Source organism: Paenibacillus aurantiacus (genome assembly GCF_042431225.1).
Lineage (GTDB): Bacteria > Bacillota > Bacilli > Paenibacillales > Paenibacillaceae > Paenibacillus_Z > Paenibacillus_Z aurantiacus.
Genome location: NZ_JBHMDO010000021.1, coordinates 49,249 through 70,523, shown reverse-complemented (window position 1 = coordinate 70,523; position 21,275 = coordinate 49,249). Strand labels below are relative to the sequence as shown.

The 21,275-nt window shown below is 55.7% G+C and carries 16 protein-coding genes; 13 read left to right on the top strand and 3 right to left on the bottom strand.

Annotation, left to right across the window (positions count from 1 at the left end):
- The first annotated feature begins 295 nt into the window (after positions 1–295).
- The 4 genes from ACFFSY_RS11545 (at position 296) to ACFFSY_RS11530 (ending at position 7,058) form a co-directional block, all read left to right on the top strand.
- Positions 296–4,663: a glycosyl hydrolase gene (locus ACFFSY_RS11545; protein ID WP_377493964.1), complete on the top strand. Its 4,368-nt coding sequence runs from the start codon at positions 296–298 to the stop codon at positions 4,661–4,663.
- A gap of 176 nt (positions 4,664–4,839) precedes the next feature.
- Positions 4,840–5,373, top strand: coding sequence for a hypothetical protein (locus ACFFSY_RS11540; protein WP_377493962.1), 534 nt, complete (start codon positions 4,840–4,842; stop codon positions 5,371–5,373).
- A 118-nt stretch (positions 5,374–5,491) separates the two neighbouring features.
- Entirely contained in the window at positions 5,492–5,716 is a 225-nt protein-coding gene (locus tag ACFFSY_RS11535; RefSeq protein ID WP_377493960.1) for a DUF6199 family natural product biosynthesis protein, read from the top strand.
- Between the two features lie 799 nt (positions 5,717–6,515).
- Positions 6,516–7,058, top strand: coding sequence for a hypothetical protein (locus ACFFSY_RS11530; protein ID WP_377493958.1), 543 nt, complete (start codon positions 6,516–6,518; stop codon positions 7,056–7,058).
- A 369-nt stretch (positions 7,059–7,427) separates the two neighbouring features.
- On the opposite strand, the gene thyA is transcribed toward ACFFSY_RS11530, so the two are convergent.
- The 3 genes from thyA to ACFFSY_RS11515 form a co-directional block, all read right to left on the bottom strand.
- On the bottom strand, positions 7,428–8,288 hold the full coding sequence (gene thyA / locus ACFFSY_RS11525) for a thymidylate synthase (RefSeq protein WP_377493956.1): 861 nt from the start codon (positions 8,286–8,288) through the stop codon (positions 7,428–7,430).
- 103 nt (positions 8,289–8,391) lie between these two features.
- Positions 8,392–9,414 (bottom strand): serine hydrolase domain-containing protein, encoded by a 1,023-nt coding sequence (locus tag ACFFSY_RS11520; RefSeq protein ID WP_377493954.1) that lies wholly within the window; start codon positions 9,412–9,414, stop codon positions 8,392–8,394.
- Positions 9,415–9,553: 139 nt separating this feature from the next.
- Positions 9,554–10,378 (bottom strand): MerR family transcriptional regulator, encoded by an 825-nt coding sequence (locus ACFFSY_RS11515; RefSeq protein ID WP_377493952.1) that lies wholly within the window; start codon positions 10,376–10,378, stop codon positions 9,554–9,556.
- 107 nt (positions 10,379–10,485) lie between these two features.
- Between ACFFSY_RS11515 and ACFFSY_RS11510 the strand changes: the two genes are divergently transcribed.
- The 9 genes from ACFFSY_RS11510 to ACFFSY_RS11470 all read left to right on the top strand — a co-directional run bounded on the left by ACFFSY_RS11510 (position 10,486) and on the right by ACFFSY_RS11470 (position 21,095).
- The gene (locus ACFFSY_RS11510; protein ID WP_377493950.1) at positions 10,486–11,169 is read left to right on the top strand and encodes a hypothetical protein; all 684 of its coding nucleotides are present in this window, start codon (positions 10,486–10,488) and stop codon (positions 11,167–11,169) included.
- 93 nt (positions 11,170–11,262) lie between these two features.
- Entirely contained in the window at positions 11,263–11,592 is a 330-nt protein-coding gene (locus ACFFSY_RS11505) for a PadR family transcriptional regulator (protein ID WP_377493948.1), read from the top strand.
- Entirely contained in the window at positions 11,585–12,049 is a 465-nt protein-coding gene (locus ACFFSY_RS11500) for a permease prefix domain 1-containing protein (RefSeq protein WP_377493946.1), read from the top strand. The genes ACFFSY_RS11505 and ACFFSY_RS11500 overlap by 8 nt, the downstream gene beginning before the upstream one ends.
- A gap of 600 nt (positions 12,050–12,649) precedes the next feature.
- On the top strand, positions 12,650–13,582 hold the full coding sequence (locus ACFFSY_RS11495) for a carbohydrate ABC transporter permease (protein WP_377493944.1): 933 nt from the start codon (positions 12,650–12,652) through the stop codon (positions 13,580–13,582).
- A 22-nt stretch (positions 13,583–13,604) separates the two neighbouring features.
- Positions 13,605–14,435: a carbohydrate ABC transporter permease gene (locus ACFFSY_RS11490; RefSeq protein WP_377493942.1), complete on the top strand. Its 831-nt coding sequence runs from the start codon at positions 13,605–13,607 to the stop codon at positions 14,433–14,435.
- Between the two features lie 215 nt (positions 14,436–14,650).
- Complete coding sequence (locus ACFFSY_RS11485) at positions 14,651–16,036, top strand: ABC transporter substrate-binding protein (RefSeq protein ID WP_377493940.1); 1,386 nt, start codon at positions 14,651–14,653, stop codon at positions 16,034–16,036.
- A 252-nt stretch (positions 16,037–16,288) separates the two neighbouring features.
- On the top strand, positions 16,289–18,040 hold the full coding sequence (locus ACFFSY_RS11480; protein WP_377493938.1) for a sensor histidine kinase: 1,752 nt from the start codon (positions 16,289–16,291) through the stop codon (positions 18,038–18,040).
- The gene (locus ACFFSY_RS11475) at positions 18,015–19,619 is read left to right on the top strand and encodes a response regulator (protein WP_377493936.1); all 1,605 of its coding nucleotides are present in this window, start codon (positions 18,015–18,017) and stop codon (positions 19,617–19,619) included. Before ACFFSY_RS11480 ends, ACFFSY_RS11475 begins: the two co-directional genes overlap by 26 nt.
- Before the next feature lie 351 nt (positions 19,620–19,970).
- The gene (locus ACFFSY_RS11470; RefSeq protein WP_377493934.1) at positions 19,971–21,095 is read left to right on the top strand and encodes a hypothetical protein; all 1,125 of its coding nucleotides are present in this window, start codon (positions 19,971–19,973) and stop codon (positions 21,093–21,095) included.
- Positions 21,096–21,275: the final 180 nt, after the last annotated feature.

Below are 21,275 nucleotides of genomic sequence, written 5' to 3'. Positions count from 1 at the left end.
ACGCATCGCCAAAGTTGCATGCTCAGCGGGAAGCTCCGGATAGCAGCGTACGCTTTTTTATATATCGACTAACAAAACATAACAAAAATAAAAGCGGATTTAACTGCATTAGTTAAATTCAAGCCTATAAATGACAATTCAAGACATTGAGGATGCTTCTTTCAGTGTTTATACTAACTTGTAAACGCATACAACAAATTGTTAGGCTAACGAATTTAAGTTCAGTAGTCAAATGCGATTGGCGTATGCATGAAGAGGTTTGGCCTATCATAAGCAACTGTGGGAGGAACGAACGATGAAGCGGAAGAGGAAGTGGTTGACGGCTGCCTTGAGCGGTGCGGTCGCGTTATCGAGCGGCATGCCGGTATATGGCGCGGCAGGCGGCGAGCTAGGCCCGGCGGCAACAGTGGCAACAGCGGTAACAGCGGTGAACTCAGAGGCTGCAGGCTGGGCGAAGAACAGTCTGGCCAGATGGGTAGACAATGGCGTATTGACCGGCGACAAGGATGGCGTGCTCATGCCGAACAGGGCGATTACGCGGGCGGAATACATAACGATTCTGAACCGGGTATTCGGTCTAAGCATCGAAGCATCGTCGAACTTTGCGGATGTTAACCCGAACGCTTGGTATGCGAACGAGCTGGCGATTGCCAAGCAAGCTGGCTATTACACCGGTTTCCCGGATGGGACCGCCAAAGCGCTTGAGCCAATTACGCGCGAGGATGCAGTTACGCTGCTGGCGAGATTGTTCGGCTTGAATCAAAATGGAAACGTTAACATTCCATTTGCGGACGCGTCAACCATTCATACGTATGCGAAAGACGCGGTAGCAGCGCTGTCCGGCATCGTCAAAGGCTATAGCGACGGCACCTTCCGGCCAGGCTCCCCGATCACCCGAGCGGAGGCGATCGCATTCGTCGACCGGCTCGTTACGGGGTATTACCACGGTGCAGGCACGGTAACCGCGGGTACGATCAACGGCAACGTCGTCGTGAACGAGGCAGATATCGTCCTGAAGGACACGACGATCAACGGGAATCTTTATTTGACCGCTGGCATCGGGAACGGGAACGTAACGCTCGATCGCGTGATCGTCAAGGGAACGACGTTCATACAGGGCGGCGGCGAACATACCGTAACGCTGACGGACGCCGTGCTTGGCGACGTGGCGGTGAATCGCAAGGACGGCAAGGTGCGCGTGCTGGCGGACGGCAAGACTCAGATCAGCCGAGTGGCGCTGGATAGCGCGGCGAAGCTCGAATTGTCCGGCGAGTCGAAGGCCGACCGGGTGGACGCGAATGCACCGATGGAGCTTCTCGTAGGCGAGCAGGCCGCGATCGGCGACTTGCAGATCGGAAGCGGCGCTAACGGTACCAAGATTGAGAGTAAGGGAACGATCGGGTCCGCGGACATCGGGGCAACGGACGTTCAGCTCGGCGGCAAGCCGCTCGCGCAAGGCAAGTTCACCATCGAAGGCGGTGCGGCGAAGCCCGTCGGGTCGACGGGCGGGGGTGCAGCTGGCGGATCAGGCGGAAGTACGGACTCCGGAAGCCCGGGCAGCGGCTCGGGTACAGGCGGATCAGGAAGCGGCTCGGATAATCCGGGGAACGGCGGAGGCGGCACGGGTGATCCCGGCGGCGAGACGCCGGCGACAGGAACCGATTTCGTCGACTACGAGGCGACGGCCGAGACGAAATCGCTGTTCGCTTATTTGAACGAACGGCGTGGAAAGGAAGTGTTGTTCGGCCATCAGCATACGACCGATGAAGGGCTGTCCTTCGTCGACAGCGCTGCCGGCCCGCAGTCGGACGTGAAGAACGCCGTCGGCGACTTCCCGGCCGTCTTCGGTTGGGATACGCTCAGCCTCGAGGGCAAGGAGAAGCCGGGCGTGGCGGGCGACGAGGCGAAGAGCCGCGAGAATTTGGCCGCCTCCATGAAGGAAGCGCATGAACTGGGCGGCATTGTGACGCTTAGCGCGCATATGCCGAATTTCGTCACAGGGGGCATGTTCAACGATACGGCGGGCAACGTGGTGGCGAATATCCTGCCGGGCGGCGCGAAGAACGAAGCGTACAACGCGTTCCTGGATCATATCGCGGCCTTCGCGCATTTGCTGAAAGACGACAGCGGCAAGCCGATCCCGGTGCTGTTCCGTCCGTTCCACGAGCAGAACGGCGGCTGGTTCTGGTGGGGCGCGAAGACGACGTCCACGAGCGAATATGTCGAGATTTTCCGCTATACGGTCGAGTACCTCCGGGATCGGAAGGACGTGCACAACTTCTTGTACGTCTACTCCCCGAACGGCTCGTTCGGCGGAAGCGAAGCGTCGTATCTGACGACTTATCCGGGCGACGATTACGTAGACATCCTGGGCATGGACCAATACGACAATCAGGCGGCGCCGGGGTCCGAGTCGTTCGTTAGCGGACTGGTCGGCGATCTGGCGATGATCTCGAAGCTGGCGGACAAGAAGGGCAAGATCGCGACGTTCTCGGAATTCGGCTACAGCCCGCAAGGCATGAAGATAAGCGGCAATGGCGACAAGGCGTGGTTCACCCGGCTGCTGAACGCGATCAAGGCCGACCCGGACGCGAAGCGGATCGCCTACATGCAGACGTGGGCGAACTTCGGCACGAACGGCAATCTGTTCGTCCCGTACAAGAACGCGAAGGATCTCGGCGATCATGAGCTGCTGCCGGATTTCAAAGCCTATTACGACGATGCCTATTCCGCGTTCGCTGGGGATATCAAAGGCGATGCGATCTACTCGCAGACGGTCGCGGCCAAGGCCGAACAGCCGTTCATGCACATCGCATCTCCGGTTCAGAATGGCACGGTCACGACGAATACGGCGACGATCCGCACCCGTGTGCTGAACGCGGTGCCGACGAAGGTCGTCTATTCGGTTGGCTCGGACGGTCCGGAGATCCCGATGACGCTGGATGGCGACGGTTATTATGCCGCAGATTGGTCGCCGAGCGGCGCGTTCAACGGCAAGTCGGCGGAGATTACGGTGAGAGCGTACAATGGATCGGCCGTCCTGCTGGAGTCGAAGTCGAGCGTGTTCGTGAAGGTGCCGCAAATTCAGCTTCACGCCTACGCGTTCAACGAAGCGGCGGATATCGCGGCGATCCAAAACAACGGGACGTACTCCAACGTCGGCACTCATGACGGCATCGGTCTTACCCTCTCGCACAAGACGGAGGACGGCAACGGCATACTGGAAATGAACGTTACCGGTCTCGACGCGGCGGACACGTGGCAGGAACTGAAGCTCGAAATTCCGACGGCAGTCCAGACGGTAGGCTTGGCCAACGTGAAGCGGGTCGCGATGGACGTCTACGTGCCGGTGACGGACCAGCAGAGCGAAGAGGCATCGCTGCGCGGCGTCGTGATGCTGCCGCCGGATTGGGATACGAAGTACGGCATGTCTTCGACGCAGCAGAAGCTGTCCGACCTGGAGAAGGTCACGATCGGCGGCAAGTCGTACTGGCACTACAACCCGGTCATCGACGTGAACGACGCGGCCAAATCCGCGGCGGCGACAAGTCTGGCCGTCTCGCTGATCGGCAGCGGCTTGTCCGGCAGCGCCGCGATTCTCGTGGACAACATCCGGCTGTACAGCATGTATGTCGAGGCTCCGCGCGACCCGGCGCTCGTGGACGATTTCGAATCGTACTCGGGCAGCGACGCGCAGCTGGCCGCAAGCTTCAAGTATGCCGGGGGCGACGCGACGAACGTCTCGCTGGCGTCGTCCAACAAAGCCGAAGGCAGCTACGCGATGAAATACGACTATACGCTGGCCGGCAACAAATACGCGGGCATCACCAAATCGCTCGGCGGCGTCGACTGGTCTGGTTTCAACAAGCTGAAATTCTATTTGAAACCAGACGGTTCAAACCAGAAGCTCGTCATCCAAATCAACATGAGCGGGATCTCGTTCGAGGCTTATCCGTCGCTCGCAGCGAGCGAAGCGGGCTGGGTGACGCTGCCGTTCAGCGCGTTCAAGCCGGCGCCGTGGGACACGGCAAACGCGGGCAAGGTCATCACGAAGACGAACCTGAAGGATGTGCGCGATTTCTCGATCTATGTCAATGCGGTGGACGAGGTGCCGATGACGAGCGGTTCTCTCTACTTCGACGATATTCGGGTCATCAACGACGGCACCGGCGGCGTGCCGAACGGCGGTACGGGAGCGGGCAGTATGCCGGCGCCGGTGGGTACGCTCTACGGTTTTGAGTCCGGCACGCAGGGCTGGGCGGCAAGCGAGAACCACGCGAATGCAACGGCACCGGTCGCGACCGCAGATGCGGCGGCGGAAGGGACGCACGCCCTCGCTTCGACGTTCGACTTAAGCGGCGATTTCGAGCTGACCAAAGTCGAGCCGATTGACTTGTCCGGCGTCTCCGCGATCAGCGCGAAGGTGAAGCTGTCCAGCGGCGCGGCCAAGGCGCGGCTGTACATCAAGGTCGGGTCGGATTGGACATGGTACGACAGCGGAACGTCGCAGGCTATCGGCGCGGACGGTTTTACGACGCTGACCATCCCGCTTGCCGCTATCGCGGGCCGCGATGCGGTGAACGCGATCGGGATCAAGCTGGAGACGGCCGGGGGAACCGGGCAGGCGACGTTGTATTTGGATGAGGTGGCGTTGGCGGAATAAACGCGGCGAATGTAAAAGACGGCAAGCCTGTTCGGGGCGAGCCGTCTTTCTTTTTATTGAACCCTATTCTGAAATTGGAATATAGGCTAGTATGAAAAGGCCGAGGCAGCATGGGTTGAGTAGCGCTGCACGTGCATCATTTGCACCCGAGGATCACCGAAAAAAGGAGATTGCTTATGCGTATCATTTATCGAGATTTATGGACCTACTCCATACTAGACATGAGCAAGCGAGTCGATAAAAGGATCGAACCTCGAGTCGTACGTTTACCTATTTCCGCGCTTCGGATGACCGATACGATCCCAATTCGCGGCCAATTCGAGATTTACGTCAATGATCGGAAGATGTGGATTATCGGAAATGCCTCTGCGCCCGAAGAAATGATGATCAATGACTGGCTCTACACGCTAAATCGGTTATTCACGCGACTTGAAGCTGGCCATACTTCTTATAAGATGAGCACAGGGGAGCAGGGCGGAGCGGTCTATCTCTTCGAACGTGAAGGGGAAATGCTTTATTTGTCCGTATTCCGCGACTATGATCGTGATTCGTTAGAGCCCATTGAAGACTGGCAGCGCGTGCCAATGACATACGAGTCGTTCCGCAGAGGCTATCTGGATTTCCGGCGCAGGTTGTACAACGAGCTGAAGGAGCAAGCACCGGAGGGGTATCGCCTTTATTTCAAGGAGGATTTGCCGTCGGAGGATTAATTCTTCTTTCGTAAGAAAAAGAGAATTGAATGAAAAAGTCCTGGTATCTATAAATCTGGTTGAGCCTTCTTACCCGATGACGTACATGGACTGGCATTACCATCTAGGAGTGAAGTAAGTGGAGGATAGGCTACTAGCGGCATTGGCATGTTTGATTCCAGTTGTGTGGGGTCTTTTATTTATTTTATTTCCAGTATTTATGTACCGAACTACCGCTATGAATACTTTAAAGAAAAATCCTTCGCGCTCTGATATTAGACGTTGCAAAGTAAGTGGATATGTTTTCTTAATTGTGGGTGTTACATTGGTGATTGTTGCATTTTTGGGGGGATTTACTAAGTAATACATTAGTAACTTTGCATGGAGTTGAGTCGTTGGACATACATTCAGACATAGAGACCCCAATTATTACTGACGCACGATTCATCCGTTTAATGGAACAGTTTTATTTGTCCGGCGTAAGAAGATCAACATAAATTTTATGAGACCATTTGCGGGTGTAACAACTCCATGTGGTTTTCTTATTGTGTAGTAATTGGACTTGGTCCCTCATCTGTAGCAAATACGTCGAAAGTCTATCTATTCGATTAGAAGGGAGATGACTGAGGTTTATTACATTTTATGAGAACTTACCGTTACCACTATATTTAATTCTATCGATCGGTTTAGGTTCATTATTAATAGCTTTCTTTATTTACAGGAGATCGAGATACCCAATTCAGTTCGTCATTGGTATGGTTTTTATTAGCTTGACATCAATCATGTCAGGGATAGTGAGATTAAGTAATGAATACACTTTATTTACTCGACAATTGGGGTATGTTGATAAGTTACCCTTCATTGGATTTATTGGTATTCCATTTCTCATTATAGGAGCGTATCAACAATCAAGCCACGATCCTGAACAAAGAAAGTTCATAGTAAAGTTAGGTGCTTTGTTTCTTTCTGTGATGATATTTGTGGGGATAATTGTTTTTATTACACTAATGAAACGGAAGTAAAGGAACTATTAAGCAGATTCCCGGCGCCATCTGTATAACGAGCTGAAGGAGCAAGCACCGGAGGGGTATCGCCATTATTTCAAGGAGGATTTGCCGTCGGAGGACTAGTGCGCCGACATAGACAAGGACAGGAGCCAAACGATGCAGATCGTGTACCGTAATTTATGGACTTTTTCCGGCTCGGAAATGACGAGAAGAATGAAAGCAAAGATTGAGCCGCGAATCGAGAAGCTGCCCATTTCCAAGCTTCGGAAGACCGATACAGTGAGTATATCCGGGGAATTCGAAATCCGTATTGGCGACCGAAAACTGTGGATCATTGGGAATGCTTCCGCTCCCGAACAAATGAAAATCGATGTTTGGCTATATTGGTTAACTACGGCCTTTACACGACTAGAAGAAGGAGAACCCACCTACTCATTGTGTACGGGGGAACAGGGCGGCGCGGTTTATCTCTTCGAACGCGAGGGGGAAATGCTCTATTTGTCCGTTTTCCGTGCCCATGATCGTGATCCCTTTGAACCCGGTGAACCGATGGAAGGTTGGCAACGCGTGCCGATGACCTACGAGTCATTCCGTAGAGGGTTTCTGGATTTCCGCCGCCGGTTATACAATGAACTGAAGGCGCAAGCACCGGAGGGGTATCGCCTTTATTTCAAGGAGGATTTGCCGTCGGAGGATTAATTCTTCTTTGAAAGAAACAGCCTTGTCTTTCATTTAATAGACAAGGTTGTTTCACTCATATTAATCTGATGAGACTTATACTAGGAGCAAATACGCAGTGCATGTAAAAGACGGCAAGCCTGTTCAGGGCGAGCCGTCTTTTGGCTGATTCCTACATTTCGCGCAGTCACTTGCATCCATTAACGGACATCCAGAGGACAAATGCTCTCGGAATCACTTCAAAACCCACTGAAGCTTTGTCCGCAAGGACAAAAGCGTGCCAACTCGAAACCACCCGCCAACCGCGAACAATCGTGTCAGCACGAAAAAGGGTGTCCAGAGGGCGCAGCCCTTTGGTTCCCCTCGGCGGAGGGGGAAGGGGGAGGGATATTATATGGCCACTTCCATCGGAATCTTCTCGTGATGCTTGTAGTCGAGCAGCTTGAAGTCGTCGATCGTGAAATCGTCGAAGTCTTTCACCTCAGGATTAATCCACAAGGTAGGTGCTTCGAACGGCTCAAGCTCGATCTGTTTGGCGAGCGGCTCGAGATGGCGTTCGTAGATATGGCAGTCGTTGATGTTGAACGTGAGCGTGCCAAGCTCGTAGCCGGTCACCTGCGCGATCATCCGCTGCAGCACGTAATATTGGAACACGTTGAACGGATGCCCGAGCCCGACGTCGTTGCTGCGGATGCCGACGATCAGGTGCAGCTTGTTCGCTTTGACGAGCCACTGATTGTGCCACACGCACGGATAGAGCGCCATGTCGTGATTGTCGTCGATGTTGTACAGCGAGATAATATGGCGGCGCGACGCCGGGTTGTTCTTCAGCCCGTCGATCAGCTTCGCCACCTGGTTGGTCGTCTTGTCGGAGGGGCGTTTGCCGTCCGGCGAGCCGTCTTCGGGGAACATTTTGCCCAGTTGGTAGCCGTAGGCCCGCCCGATCGTATCGTCGTCGCGCGTCCATTCCTCCCAGATCTTCACCTTGTTCTCGCGCAGATACGAGACGTCGGAGGTGCGCTTGATATAGAACCAGATCAGCTCGTGAATGGCCGTCTTCCACGCGACCTTCTTGGTCGTCAGAATCGGCACCTCGGCGTTGTCGAGCACGATTTGTTTGGAGATGACGCTCTTCGTGTACGCGGGCGTGCCATCTGCCCATTTGGCGCGGACATTCTGGTCCTTGTCCCAAATCCCGTTGGCCATAATATCGGTTACGATGTCTTTATAGATGTGATCGAATGTGCTCAAGTGTACTCACCTCATACGAAATTCCGCGGGGATGCTCCCCTTGATCATCATTCTATTATACACCGTTCGCGCCAAAAGTCGCTGGCAATTGCAGCAGTCCCGCTCAGTCCGTCACAGCCGGCAAAATATGATCTTTAATCAACGTCCACCGATCCCGAGGCTGCGGCATGAAGTCGGATGTTGCCGCGACGACAAGCTCTTGATCCGGCAGGCAGCAAATCGCGTTCCCGCCATCGCCGAGCGCCATGTAGGCGCGCACTCCGTCCTCTTCGCGTACCCACCACAGATAGCCGTAGCCATGCTCGTTCATGGCCGTGGAGGCGTCGATCCACGCCGGCGAGAGAATTGGCGCTTCGCCCCGCCGTCCCCGGTTCAAATAAAGCAGCCCGAAACGCGCCATATCCCGAGTCGTGAGCGTAAGTCCCCATCCGCCGGTCGAATGGCCGTTCGGGTCTTCGACCCAGCCGCGCACGGCCTGCCCGAACAGCTCGTCGAATCCGTAGGCGGTCATCCCATAGGCGGGAATTTCGCGCATGCCGAGCGGCCGGAACAAGCGTTCATTGGCGAATTCGCGTGCGCTGCGGCCCGTGCTCCGGGTAAGGATGACCGACAGCAGGTGCGCCCCCGACGTGGAATATTTGAAATCGCCGAGCTTGCCGCCCAGCCCCGCTTTATTCAGCGTATATGCGGCCCAGTCCGGCTGCATGCACAGCTGATCTAGCGGCTCGCGCCAATCCTCGAACGGATAGGGAGCGGTCATCGTGAGCAGGTGGCGAATCGTAATATCGCGAATCAATAGATTAGCGGGATCAGGCTGACGCTCCGGGAAAAAATCGAGCACCTTCTGGTCGACGTCGCGAATATGGCCGTGGTCGATGGCGATGCCGATCAGCGCGGACAAGATGCTTTTGGTCACGGAGGCCACATGGTGCGCCCGCTCGGGAGAGGCGCCGCGCCAATACCGTTCGTAAGCGAGTTTGCCTTTCCTCACTACCACGATGGCGTTCATATTCCCAAACTCAGATGCTATGACAGACTCCAATTGTGCTAACTTCTGTGCGTCGAAACCAGCAGCGGCCGGATCCGCGGTTGGCCAAGCGGGAGCGAATTGGTCGATTCGCTGCATGGCAGAGTGCCTCCTTTGTTAGACGATAGCGAGCGTTGGAGGGCCGCCCGAGCCCTTAAGTCTGTTCGTAGACGATGCGATAGGCGCAGCGGTAAGCACACCCCGGATGGCGCAGGAAGCCTGAATGCTGCAAAGGTGGTTATCCTTTTCGGATCGGAAAATAAACTTCGGTGACGCTGGCTTCCGGATCCTCCACCTGCGCGGGGTCTGTCCGGTACACCTCATAAGGCGCGTCCGCGACGACGTAGCCTTCCTGCTCGATCCACTCTCTTAGCCTTGCGTACACGCCGCGCAATTCCGGATAAGCCCCGTTCAAGATGGCTCTGGCGCTTAATCCCCCCGGTAGCACGCGCGTTCCGCTCACGGACTCCTCGATCGGGATTGCGAATTCGGTATCGTTGCCGGCGGGGTCAAACTCGGGGCTATGGTAGATCGTCATCGGCGTGCCGCGGAGGGTGAGCCTGTCGGCTGCGATCCGTTCATAGAGCCTGCCGAAGAAAGCGCCGTATCCGGCCGCATAATCCTCGCTGCGGATCATTCGGCGGATGGACAGGGTCGTCATGGCCGGAGTCGTGACCAGCTGGACGCCGATCCGGTCGAGGTGTGCCAAGATCGGGATGCCGCGCTCCAAGTTCGCCAGATCCTCGTTCATTTGGTGGAGCGTGCGCTCTAGCGCGCCGAGCCGCTCCTGCATGTCGCGCCGTTTGCGATAGAGAGCTGCGCTTAGCCGCTCCTCGGCTTGATCCGCTTCCGTCTCCATAATCGCTTTGATCTCGTCGAGCGAGAAATGATAGGATTTGAGACGGCTGATCATCAGCATCGTCTTCAATTGCCCGACGGCATAGTACCGATACCCGTTGTCTTGGTTAATCTCATCCGGCGTGATCAGACCGATTTCGTCATAATAGCGAAGCGTCTTGGTCGAGACCTCGCACAGCTTCGAGAATTCGCCGATCGATAGCAACGTCACACCTCGCTTTCATAGAAATTGCATTCCGATGTCTGCTTCTACTTTGCGCCTTCCCCTAAGGGGAATGTCAACTGATAATTTCATATTAGGAGGAAAGATCCATGACACGAATCGATATGGCCGTGCAAAATAACATCGACTGGTGCGCCACCGTATGCGAGCTGTATGGAGTTGCCCATACCGCAGAAGGGCAGTTATGGGGGACGGTAGCGCCAGCGCCGCCATTTTACCCGGATCTTATTACGGCCACGAGCGGCGCGACGACCGATGACGTAAAGCAATGGCTAGCCAGCCGCAACGTCAACAGCCTTAAGGACAGCTACGCGAACCTAGACATGACGCCGCTCGGCTTCAAGCTATTGTTCGAGGCGCAGTGGATAACGCATAATCCGCCGCTGTCTGCCCGCCATGCGACTGCTGATGAGCCGCAATGGACGATCGTCGCCTCCGAACACGAGCTGGCGCAATGGGCTGCCGCCAGCGAGATGCCCCATCTGATGAAGCCGGCCCTGCTGCAACGGCAGGACGTGAAGGTATTCATGCGTGAGGCAGACGGCGAAGTGTTCGGCTTTATCGCGAACGTCAGCGAAGGCGCGGTGGGGATTTCCAATGTGTTCGAGACTGCGAATCTCGGCCGGAATACCCTATGGCCTTCCATTGCCGGCGCGGCTTCAGCGCAGTTCCCCGAACTTCCGCTGGTCGGTTACGAGCATGGCGAGACGCTGGACGCCGCGCTGCGGGCGGGCTGGACGACGATCGGACCGCTGCGGGTGTGGATCAGGTAAGCCGAACCAGGGTTCCGATGGAAACTTTTTCTTGTATTTAGAATTTCGAAGTATATAATTATACTTAGAAATTCTAAATAAGGAGGTGACGGCATGCTTTTCAACCGGGAGATGATCAAAGGCAGCACGTCCATGCTCATCATGTCGCTGCTGTACAAGGAAGGTCCGCTCTATGGGTATCAGATCGCCAAGCTGATCGACGAGCGAAGCGACCATGAGTTATCGTTCAAGGAAGGTACTCTGTACCCGGCGCTATACAAGCTGGAAGAAGAGGGAATGCTCGTTACGGAGTGGAAGGTCGTTGAAGGCCGCAAGCGCCGCTATTACGCGCTCACTCCGGCGGGGCGGGAAGATTTCCTGAAACGCCAAAACGAGTGGTTCTCGCTTATCAACTCGGTAAAGAAGGTGCTCGGACATGTCTAACCGGAAGATCGACGACTACCTGGACACACTGTTCCCGTACCCAAGCAATCCTAAGCGGCTCGAGATGCGCAGCGAGCTCCGGCATCATTTGGAAGATGCGCTGGAAGACTATGCGGCCATGGGGTACAACGAAGAAGAAGCGCTGAAGCTCGCGATTGCAAGCCTAGGCGATGCCAAGACGCTCCGGACCGCTATCCGCAGACACGGCCGCGACTGCGCGAAGGCCAGATGGGTCTGGACCGCGATTCTCGCCATATTCATCTTGTCGCTGGGCGTGCTGCAGGTGCTGCCTCTGCCCCTATTCCTAATGCTCGCCACCGTGCTCGTCTTCGGTTATTTGCTTGCGATTGGCGCCGTCATCGAATTGAACGTGCTGACGAATAAAGAGGAACGGTTAAAGGATGCCGGCCCGCTGTCCGCGATGGGCGGGCTTGGGTTACGATACAAGGACGAGTAGACGCAGAAGGGGCTCTGCCCCTTTGACCCCGCTTTTGGTTGCCCCCTCGCCCCTGTTGTTCCCTCCCCCTTCCCCCTCCGCTGAGGGGAACCAAAGGGCTTCGCCCTCTGGACACCCCTCTTCGTGCAGCCACCATTGTTCGCGGTCGGCGGGTTGCTTCGAGCGGGCACGCTTTTGTCCTTTCGGACAAAGCTTCAGTGGGTCTTGAAGGCCATTCTAAGACATTATGGCTTCACCGGTCGTTATCCTTAACCTGACAGCATTGCCCTCCGCTGAGGGGAACCAAAGGGCTGAGCATATGCTTCCGATGTCGTTTTCCATCCGGAAAACGTTTACCTCTGGACTCCCTTTTTCGTGCTGGCACGTTTGTTCGCAGTCGGCGTGTTGCTTCGAGTTGGCACGCTTTTGTCCTTGCGGACAAAGCTTCAGTGAGTTTTGAAGGCCAACCTAAGGTGGCTTCGACGGACGTTTTCCCTTAACCTGACAGCATTGCCCTACTTCCAACAAGTAAAAATAGTGCACACTCCCGTACAAATCGTCCGTACGGGAGTTTTTGCCGTTTGCCTATAATGAGGTCAAAAGAAGATGAGGTGAGTGGCCATGGCATCCGTTTCAAGGGATACGGGGGCAGTCGCGGCGCGCAGGCGGCCGTTCTGGACGAACAGGCGCAAGGAGGCGGCGATCGGCATTGCGTTCGCGGCGCCGGAGTTTCTGGGCATCGTGCTGCTGGGCGTGTTCCCGTTATTTTTTTCGCTCTACTTGAGCTTCACGGAATGGAATTTGGTCGGGGGACTAAAGGCGATCCGCTTCGTCGGATTGGACAACTATGCCGCGCTCTTCCACGACAAGACGTTCTATCTCACGCTGAAGAACAACCTGATCTATTCGGTCATTACCGTGCCGGTCAGCATGTTCATCGGCTTCGTCTTCGCGGTGCTCATTCACTCGAAGGTGTACCTGCGGGACTACTTCAAGGTCGTGTTCTTCATCCCGTACATCGCGACGACGGTCGCGGTGGCGACGGTATTCTCGGCGCTGTTCCATCCGTCGAGCGGTCCGGTGAACAATCTGCTCATGAGCCTGGGGATCGCTGATCCGCCGCGCTGGCTGGGCAGCACGGATTACGCGCTCTGGGCGATCATCATCGTCGCCGTCTGGCAGGGCATCGGGTACAATATCGTCATCTACCTGGCTGGACTGACGACGATTCCCGAGGATCTGTACGAAGCGGCCGAGATCGACGGGGCGTCGTGGCTGCAGCGATTCTACCGCATAACGCTGCCGATGCTCGGACCGACGACGTTCTTCCTCAGCATTACGGCGATCGTCGCGTCGTTCAAGGTGTTCGACCTCGTCGCGTTCCTGACCGAAGGCGGACCGAACAATTCGACGAACGTGCTCGTGTATTACATTTTCGAAGAGGGCTTCCAGAACTTCCGGATGGGGTATGCGTCGGCGCTGTCATGGATGCTGTTCCTGATCATCGCGGTCGTTACGGCTGTCACATGGAAGGCGCAGAAGAAACAATTTTAGACGAGAAGGTTGGCGATTCACGATGCGAAGCAAGACAACGGGGAAAGCGATCGTCACGGCGATCATGGCCGTCTTTTCGATCTTGTTCATTTCCCCTCTAATCTGGATGGTCTCGGCGGCTTCCAAGTTCGAGAAGGATGTTATGGCCTTCCCGATCCAGTGGATTCCGCGCGAATGGAATTTCATCGAGAACTTCAAAACGGTGTGGATGGGCGACGTCCCCTTCAACCTGCATTACTTCAATTCGCTGAAGCTGGCGGTCATCGAGACGCTGCTGACGCTGCTCTTCTCCTCGATGGCGGGCTTCTCGTTCGCGAAGCTGAATTTCCCGTTCAAGAACGGGGCGTTCATCCTGCTGCTCTCGTTCTTCCTCATTCCGAACGAGGCGACGCTCGTCCCGCGGTTCATCATGATCCGGTGGCTGCACCTGTACGACACGCACGCTTCGCTTATTCTAATGGGCGCCTTCACGATTCCGCTGACGTTCCTGATGCGGCAGTTCATGATGGGCATTCATCAAGAATACATCGAGGCGGGCAAAATGGACGGGGCCGGAATTTTCCGCATCTATTGGCAGATCGTTCTTCCGATGGCCAAACCGATCATCGCGACCGTCGGCATCCTCAAATTCCTGTGGACGTGGAACGATTACCAAGGGCCGCTCATCTTCCTGATGGATCCGAAGCTGTTCACGATCACGCTTGGCATGCAGTCGTTCAACGACATCTATTCGACGAGCTACGCGGTCGTCATGATGGCGGCGGTATCGGCGATCATCCCGCTGCTCATCTTGTTCATCCTGCTGCAGCGGCAAGTCATCGACGGCATTGCGGGCGGCGGGGTCAAAGGGTAACGAAAGTCGCGGACGCAGACAATCGGCGCATCGCGCTGGGCTGCATCAGGTCGCGGAACAACGCAAGGCACTGACGAGGAACTGCACAAGGAATTGCACAATGAACTGCACAAGGAACTGCACAAGGAACGCAAGAGAGTGCACGCCGTGGTTTGAATAAAACGCTTACAATTAACCATGTAACCGAGTAAACTATCCTTGAGGGGGAACAGAGAATGAAAGGGACGAAGCTTGTATTAACCTCCGCGATCGCAATGATGGCGCTTGCCGGCTGCGGCAGCAACGCCGATAATACGGAGTCCGGCGCGAATACGCCGATTAACGGCGGCGCGAAAGAGACGAACGCCGCGGAAGGCACGAACAATAGCGGCGAGAAAGTCACCATCAAATACTACAATTGGGACAATGGCGCGAACCAAGAGAAGCTGGCGAAGATTATCGCGAACTTCGAGCAGGCGAATCCGACGATCGACGTCGAGTCCGTGCCGCTGGTGACGACCGGCTCCACGACTGATTTCTATAAGAAGCTCGATCTGATGGCCGCCTCGGGCGATCCGCTCGACGTCATCGCCTTCTCCCACGTCGACTTCGTCAGCGAGCGGGCCGCGCGCGGCGTGCTGGCCCCGCTGGACGAGCTTCTCATGGGCGACAGCATCAACGTGGACGACGCGTTCTACATGACGCCGAAGTACGACGGCAAAGTTTACGGCCTGCAGGATATTTCCTCGCCATGGCTCGTCGCGATCAACAAGAAGGCGCTCGACGCGGCGGGGCTGCCGGTGCCGACGTGGGGCTGGACGTGGGACGACTTCCGCGACTACGCGAAGAAGATGACCACCGGCGAAGGCGACGCCAAGCAGTACGGCGCGTTCTTCCATACGTGGGGCGAATACGCGAACCCGATCGCATACTCCGAGCTGCCGCACCCGTACTTGACGAAGGACCGGAAGCCGGCGTTCGGCGACAAGTCGTTCGCGGATTTCTTCAACCTGAGACGGGCGATGGAGAAAGAAGACCATTCCGCGAAGTCGCTGTCCGACACGGTCGGCGCGAAGCTGCGTTACGATACCGAGTTCCTGAACGGCAAGGCGGCGATGATTCCGATCGCGACATTCATCGTGAACAAGATCCTCGACACGACGAATTTCCCGCACGACTTCCAGACGGTGTTCGCGCCGCTGCCGGCTTCCTCGAAGGAAGTAGCGGTCGGCACGAGCTACATCGGCGGCCACTACCTGAGCGTGGGCGAGTCGTCCGAGCATAAGGCGGAAGCGTACGCGTTCATCAAATACATGGCGACGCAGACGGATGTCGTCGTCGACTTCCCGGGCTCCAAGGCCGCGGACAAGAACAAGGTCATGACCGCGCTCGTCGGCGACAAGACGAATCTCGTCGACTTGACATCGCTCGGCGCGACCGCGTTCGACCCGCGCATCAAGACGGTCTACGAGCCGAGCTACTCGACGAGCTATTCCGGCGAGCTGAAGACGGTGCTCGAGAACGGGCTGAGCGCCTTCCTGCTCGATGACCTGACGGCCGAGGAAGCGCAGAAGCAGATGACCGACGAAGCGAACGCGATTATCGCGAAGAATACCAAATAACCGCCCGCCAGACAGATTCGGGGCGAATGAGGCAAGAGGTGACCGCGAGGTTGCCTTTTTCCAAATACAAGCATGGATAAGCTGCGCGCCTATCCATCATCTTGTATTTCTCGATCGCTGAATGCTGCATTCCCAATCCTCGGATTGTGAACGCAAACCAATCAGCTTTTCCGGAATGAAACGGCTATCGCGGCACAGCACGGCGATAGTCGTTTCACCTTGCGTAGCGGGCGGCATGGGGAGGGTGCCAAGATGCAGTGGCTGCTTAAATTTTCGTTTTACCGGCGAATCCAAATTTCGCTCATCGTCTTCATTCTCCTGCCGCTCGCTTTCGTCTCGGTCGCGTCGTATTACTTGATCAAGGACGTCGTCGTGGAGAAGGTGAACGCGTCGAACCAGAACATGGTGAACGTCATGGCGTCCGATCTGGACAAGAACGTGGAGGATATGATCTACGCGTCGAACCTATTCGGCGCGAGCGACAGCAACACGCTGGAGGACTTGATCGCCTTCAAAGAGGTGAGCAATCTGTCGTCGTCGAAGGATTATTTCACGTACCGGCGGATCGCGGAGTTTATGGATTTGGCCTACTCGAAGACATCCGGCCTGAACGCGCAGGTGTTCTTCGTCAACAACAGCCATTTCGTCATCTACGCGGCGAACAACGTGCTGGATTATCCGGCGCTGAATCATTGGCTGCGGGAGCAGAAGGAGCCGGCGACAAGCAACCGGATGCGCTGGGAGAAGGCGGAGGAGCTGCTGCAAATTTCGGGCAAAAGAACCGAGACGTATTATTTCGCCGTTAAGTCGATCCGTACGCCGGATAACGGCGCCAAACTCGGCACGCTGTACGTCGGCATCCCAAGCGAATATTTCGAGCGGACGTTCGCCAAGGGCGGCGAAGGCTTGTTCCAATTGATCGCGACGGACGGCCATCCCCTCTTCGAGTATCCGAAAGGGGCGGTCTTGTCCGAATTGGCGCATGCCAAGGAGGTTCAAGCGAAGGTCGGGCGTCCGGGCTGGAAGCTCATCTACCGGTTCGACTCCAAGGCGATCACGGCCGAGATTTCCCAGGTGTACAGGTTCTACGCGATTACGCTGTCGGCATGCATCGCGGCATTCCTCGTCATCTCGGTGTTCATCGCGCGCACGTTGCACCGTCCTCTTCAGAAGCTGCGGCGGACGGCCGAGCAGTTCGGCGGCGGCAACCGTCTGCTTCGGTTCCCGGTGCGGGGCAAGGACGAGGTGGCGGTGCTCGGGACGGCGTTCAACCATATGCTCGACCAGATCAACCGGCTCATCGCCGAGGTCGAGCAGGAGCAGGAGGAGAAACGGGAGATCGAGCTGCATGCGCTGTTCTCGCAGATCCGGCCGCACTTCCTGCTCAATACGCTCAATTCAATCAAATGCAATCTCGTCCTCGAAGGCGATCCCGTGAACAGCCGCCAGATCGACGCGCTCATGAGCCTGCTGCGCGCCTACATGCGGGTGAACGAGCCGTGCACCTTGCGGCAGGAATGCAAGCTGCTGCAGGATTACGCGGCCATTATGCAGATGCGCAGCGATATGCCGATCGCGCTGCATGTCGAGCTGGACGAGACGCTGGCGGAGATGGAGGTGCCGCGACTCATGCTGCAGCCGCTCGTGGAGAACGCGATCGTGCACGGGTTCGAGGATGGCCGGGAGGATGCTGCGATCTGGCTCGGCGTCCGCCGCGAAGACGGCGACTGCGTCATCGCGGTCAGCGACAACGGCAGAGGCATGAGCGAGACCGACCTGGAGCGCCTTCGCCGGACGCTGCACGCCGGGAATGAACCGCAGGCGTCGGATAAGCGGATCGGGCTGGCCAACGTATGGAGCCGGATCAAGCTGACGTACGGCCAGGCGTCGAGCCTTGCGATCGGGCGGAGCAGGCAGGGCGGAATGGCGTTCACGATCACGATCCCGGGCGGAGCGGCCGCCGGAAGAGGAGATGTCGATGATGTACAAAGCGATGCTGGTTGACGACGATGCGCCGATGCTCAAGTACCTGAACAAGCTGCTGCCCTGGCGGGAACTGGGCGTGGCGGTCGCCGCCACCGCGCAGTCGGGCGCAAAGGCGCTGGAGCGGTTCAAGGAGGAGGCGCCGCAGCTGGTCATAACCGATATCGGGATGCCCCACATGGACGGATTGGCGCTGGCGGCCGAGCTGCGGGCGATCCGGCCGGACGTTCGGATTATTTTCCTCACCTGCCACGAGGACTTCCACTATGCGCGCAAAGCGGTGCAGCTTGACGCGGACGATTATCTGATCAAGGACGAGCTGACGGCGGATTCGCTCCGGCATAGCGTGGAGAAGAGCATCCGCCTCCTCCAGGCGCAGCAGGATCGCGCTTCGCAGCTATCCTACCGCGACGAGGTCGAACGCAACCGCGACGTGCTGAAGCAGGCGTTCTGGAAGCAGGTATCCGGCGGCGACCATTCCGAGGTCGCGCTCGCTTCCGGCCGCAGGCTCGGCATCGACTGGCGCGCGCCGTATTTCATGCTGGGGCTGGTTCATATCGACTTCGCCTCGCTGCTGCGCGGCTACGGGCTCAAGGATGCGCCGCTGCTCCATTATGCGCTGTACAATATCGCGCAGGAGATGGCGCATGATCTCGGCGGCATGACGGTATTCGCGGAAGAAGGCCGCGGGCTCGTCTGCCTGCTTAATTACGAGCGTAATTTGGCGGTCAACACGCTGGCGTTGTTCCGGCGGTTCGCGGAAGATTTGGCGGCCAAGGCGGAGGCGTATTTGCGCATCGCGCTGACGATCTGCCACAGCGGGGAGACGCAAGGACTGGGCGGACTCGCCGGGATGGTGCAGGAGCTGAAGCGGTTCAGCCGCACCCGGATGTTCTATGAACAAGGCGGCGTCGTCGCGATCAGCCGCCAGCCGGAAGAGACGGCGGCCCTTGCGTCCGCCTTCGAAGCGGATCGGGAGAAGGAACAGCTGATTACGGCCTTTCGCGACCGGGATCTGGCGGCGATGCTTGCGATTGTGGATGAGCTGGCGGCCAAGGCCGAGCAAGCCCGGGCGCCTCGAGCGCAGGTCGTCGCCGTATTTGCGCAGTGGGTGCGGCTCCTTGAGGCGGAGGCTGGCTACGATAAGGAGAACGCGTTGTTCCTGACCGAACTGCAGCATGCGGTGCGCCTGGCGGAGACGGCACAGAGCGTGAAGACGCGGCTGGCGAGCATCGTCCACGCGCTGCCGGAGAGTCCGGCCGCTTATGCGATCGATCCGAAGCCGAAGCAGATCGACCGGTACATCACGGAGCATCTGTCCGAGAATGTGTCGCTCGTGACGATGGCCAGCCATTTGTACATGAATCCGAGCTACTTCTCCCGTTACTTCAAGAAGATGACGGGGGTCAACTTCACCGACTACGTGCACCGCTTCAAAATGAACATCGCGCTCCAGATGATGCGCGACAAGGACGCGACGATCGAGATGATCTCCGTCCGGCTCGGCTACTCCGATCGCACGTATTTCTCGAAGGTGTTCAAGAAGTATATGGGGATGAGTCCGGGGGATTATCGGGGGAACGGGACGAAGGGCGTGTAGGAAGAGGCGCATGCGCCTCTTCCTTTTTGCCGAGATGGAATATGTTCTAATAAATAGGGAAGTTGATTGAAGCGGCTGCACAGGATGTGAAGCGGCTATCTAATCATGTCTATTTGGTGTTTATTTACTTTTTTTCTAGTTTAATAAAAATGAGGATGAGGGCCCAGAAAATACATCCGAGGAGGATATGTATCCCGCTTTCGCTGATATGAATTCCATTACCGCTAAGTAGAATTCCGGTAAAGAATCCCAAACCGATGCAAGCAATGATTTGAACAAAGTTGGACATATGGTTTTCTCCTTACTAAATAATGTCTTAGAAATTTGAACTGAAAATTGAGGTGATTGAAAATGAAAAGAAAGCTAACAATTGCAACGATCTTGGCATTTTCAGTATTTGGTTCAAGCGGATTGACCCCAATTACTCAGATAAACGCTGCAGACAATTCACCTGAATCGCCAGCTTGGCAATCAGACATTGTATCTCTGCCAGTGTGGCTTGAGGAACAGATAATTACAAATACCCTTGTTCAGAAAAATCAACGCAAGCAAAACAATCATTACAATTTTGTCCACAAAAATGGAAAAACACTCAGCGAAGGTGATATCAAACCCTTTATTGAGGGGAGTATCGACGTCCAACCGGGCGAAAACAATCAAAAATCCAACCTGGTAGGCGTTGGTTATTATACCATAAATGGAAAGAAACAAACGGAATTCTTCTTCTCCAATCTAGATGAGACGCCTATTAATGATCTTAAAAAAATTGCCGTTGAGTCAGCAAACACGGCTAATATAAAAACGAATGGATTCACAAGGAATTTCTCTTCAGCAGAAGAGCCGCAATCTACTCCATTCGCAGCAGCAACTGCTGTCCCTACGGGAACCAGTTACACAGATGTCTTTCATTGGGCGATCTACAGCGATCAAGAAAAACTCTCGGATGGTTCGTACGTGGTTGCGGGGCTTCTTGATTCGACGGTGGATTATAATAAGACAGGTACTACGGTTATCAATGGCCAGTCTGTTTCAGTATGGGACGTTAAAGCTTCGAATCAAACGCGAGCAGTTAATGGCTATCAAACCAGACAAATTGCCACGAGGCACACTGTGGAACCGTATGTCCCGGATCAGAAGCTGTTATCATATGGTCCTTCAACAACGACATCGGGAGCTAATTTTGCCGTTTCACTAACTGGAGGTTTGCCGACCATATCATGGAACTTTACCAGGCAGTCGGTTGATGTTACCGATAACTCTTCACTGTCGCTTGGTTACGGGAAGTGGACATTTGATTTTCCGTTAGGAACGGCAGTCGCAAAAGGAACATATCTCATGCAACCAGGCATTAGGGTAAGCAACGCAAGTGGGCAAGTAAAGTTTCAGCACAGTCATTCAGGTTATTATTATAAGAATCTTTCTTATCAAGGTAACGGCGTATCAGGGCTGGTTACGCGTAATTTTAATGATCTATAAGTGTTTAGCTTGTACGAACGGACACCATTTCGGGGTCCGTTTTTTTCTTATGTTTTGACAAGAACAAAGTCGAAGTCATCATCCTGCACACAAAAGTCGAAATAATGAACACCGCCCCTTATTGTAAGCGGTTACAATAAGAGTGGCAAGACATCACATCTTCCGATATAGGAGGGATTG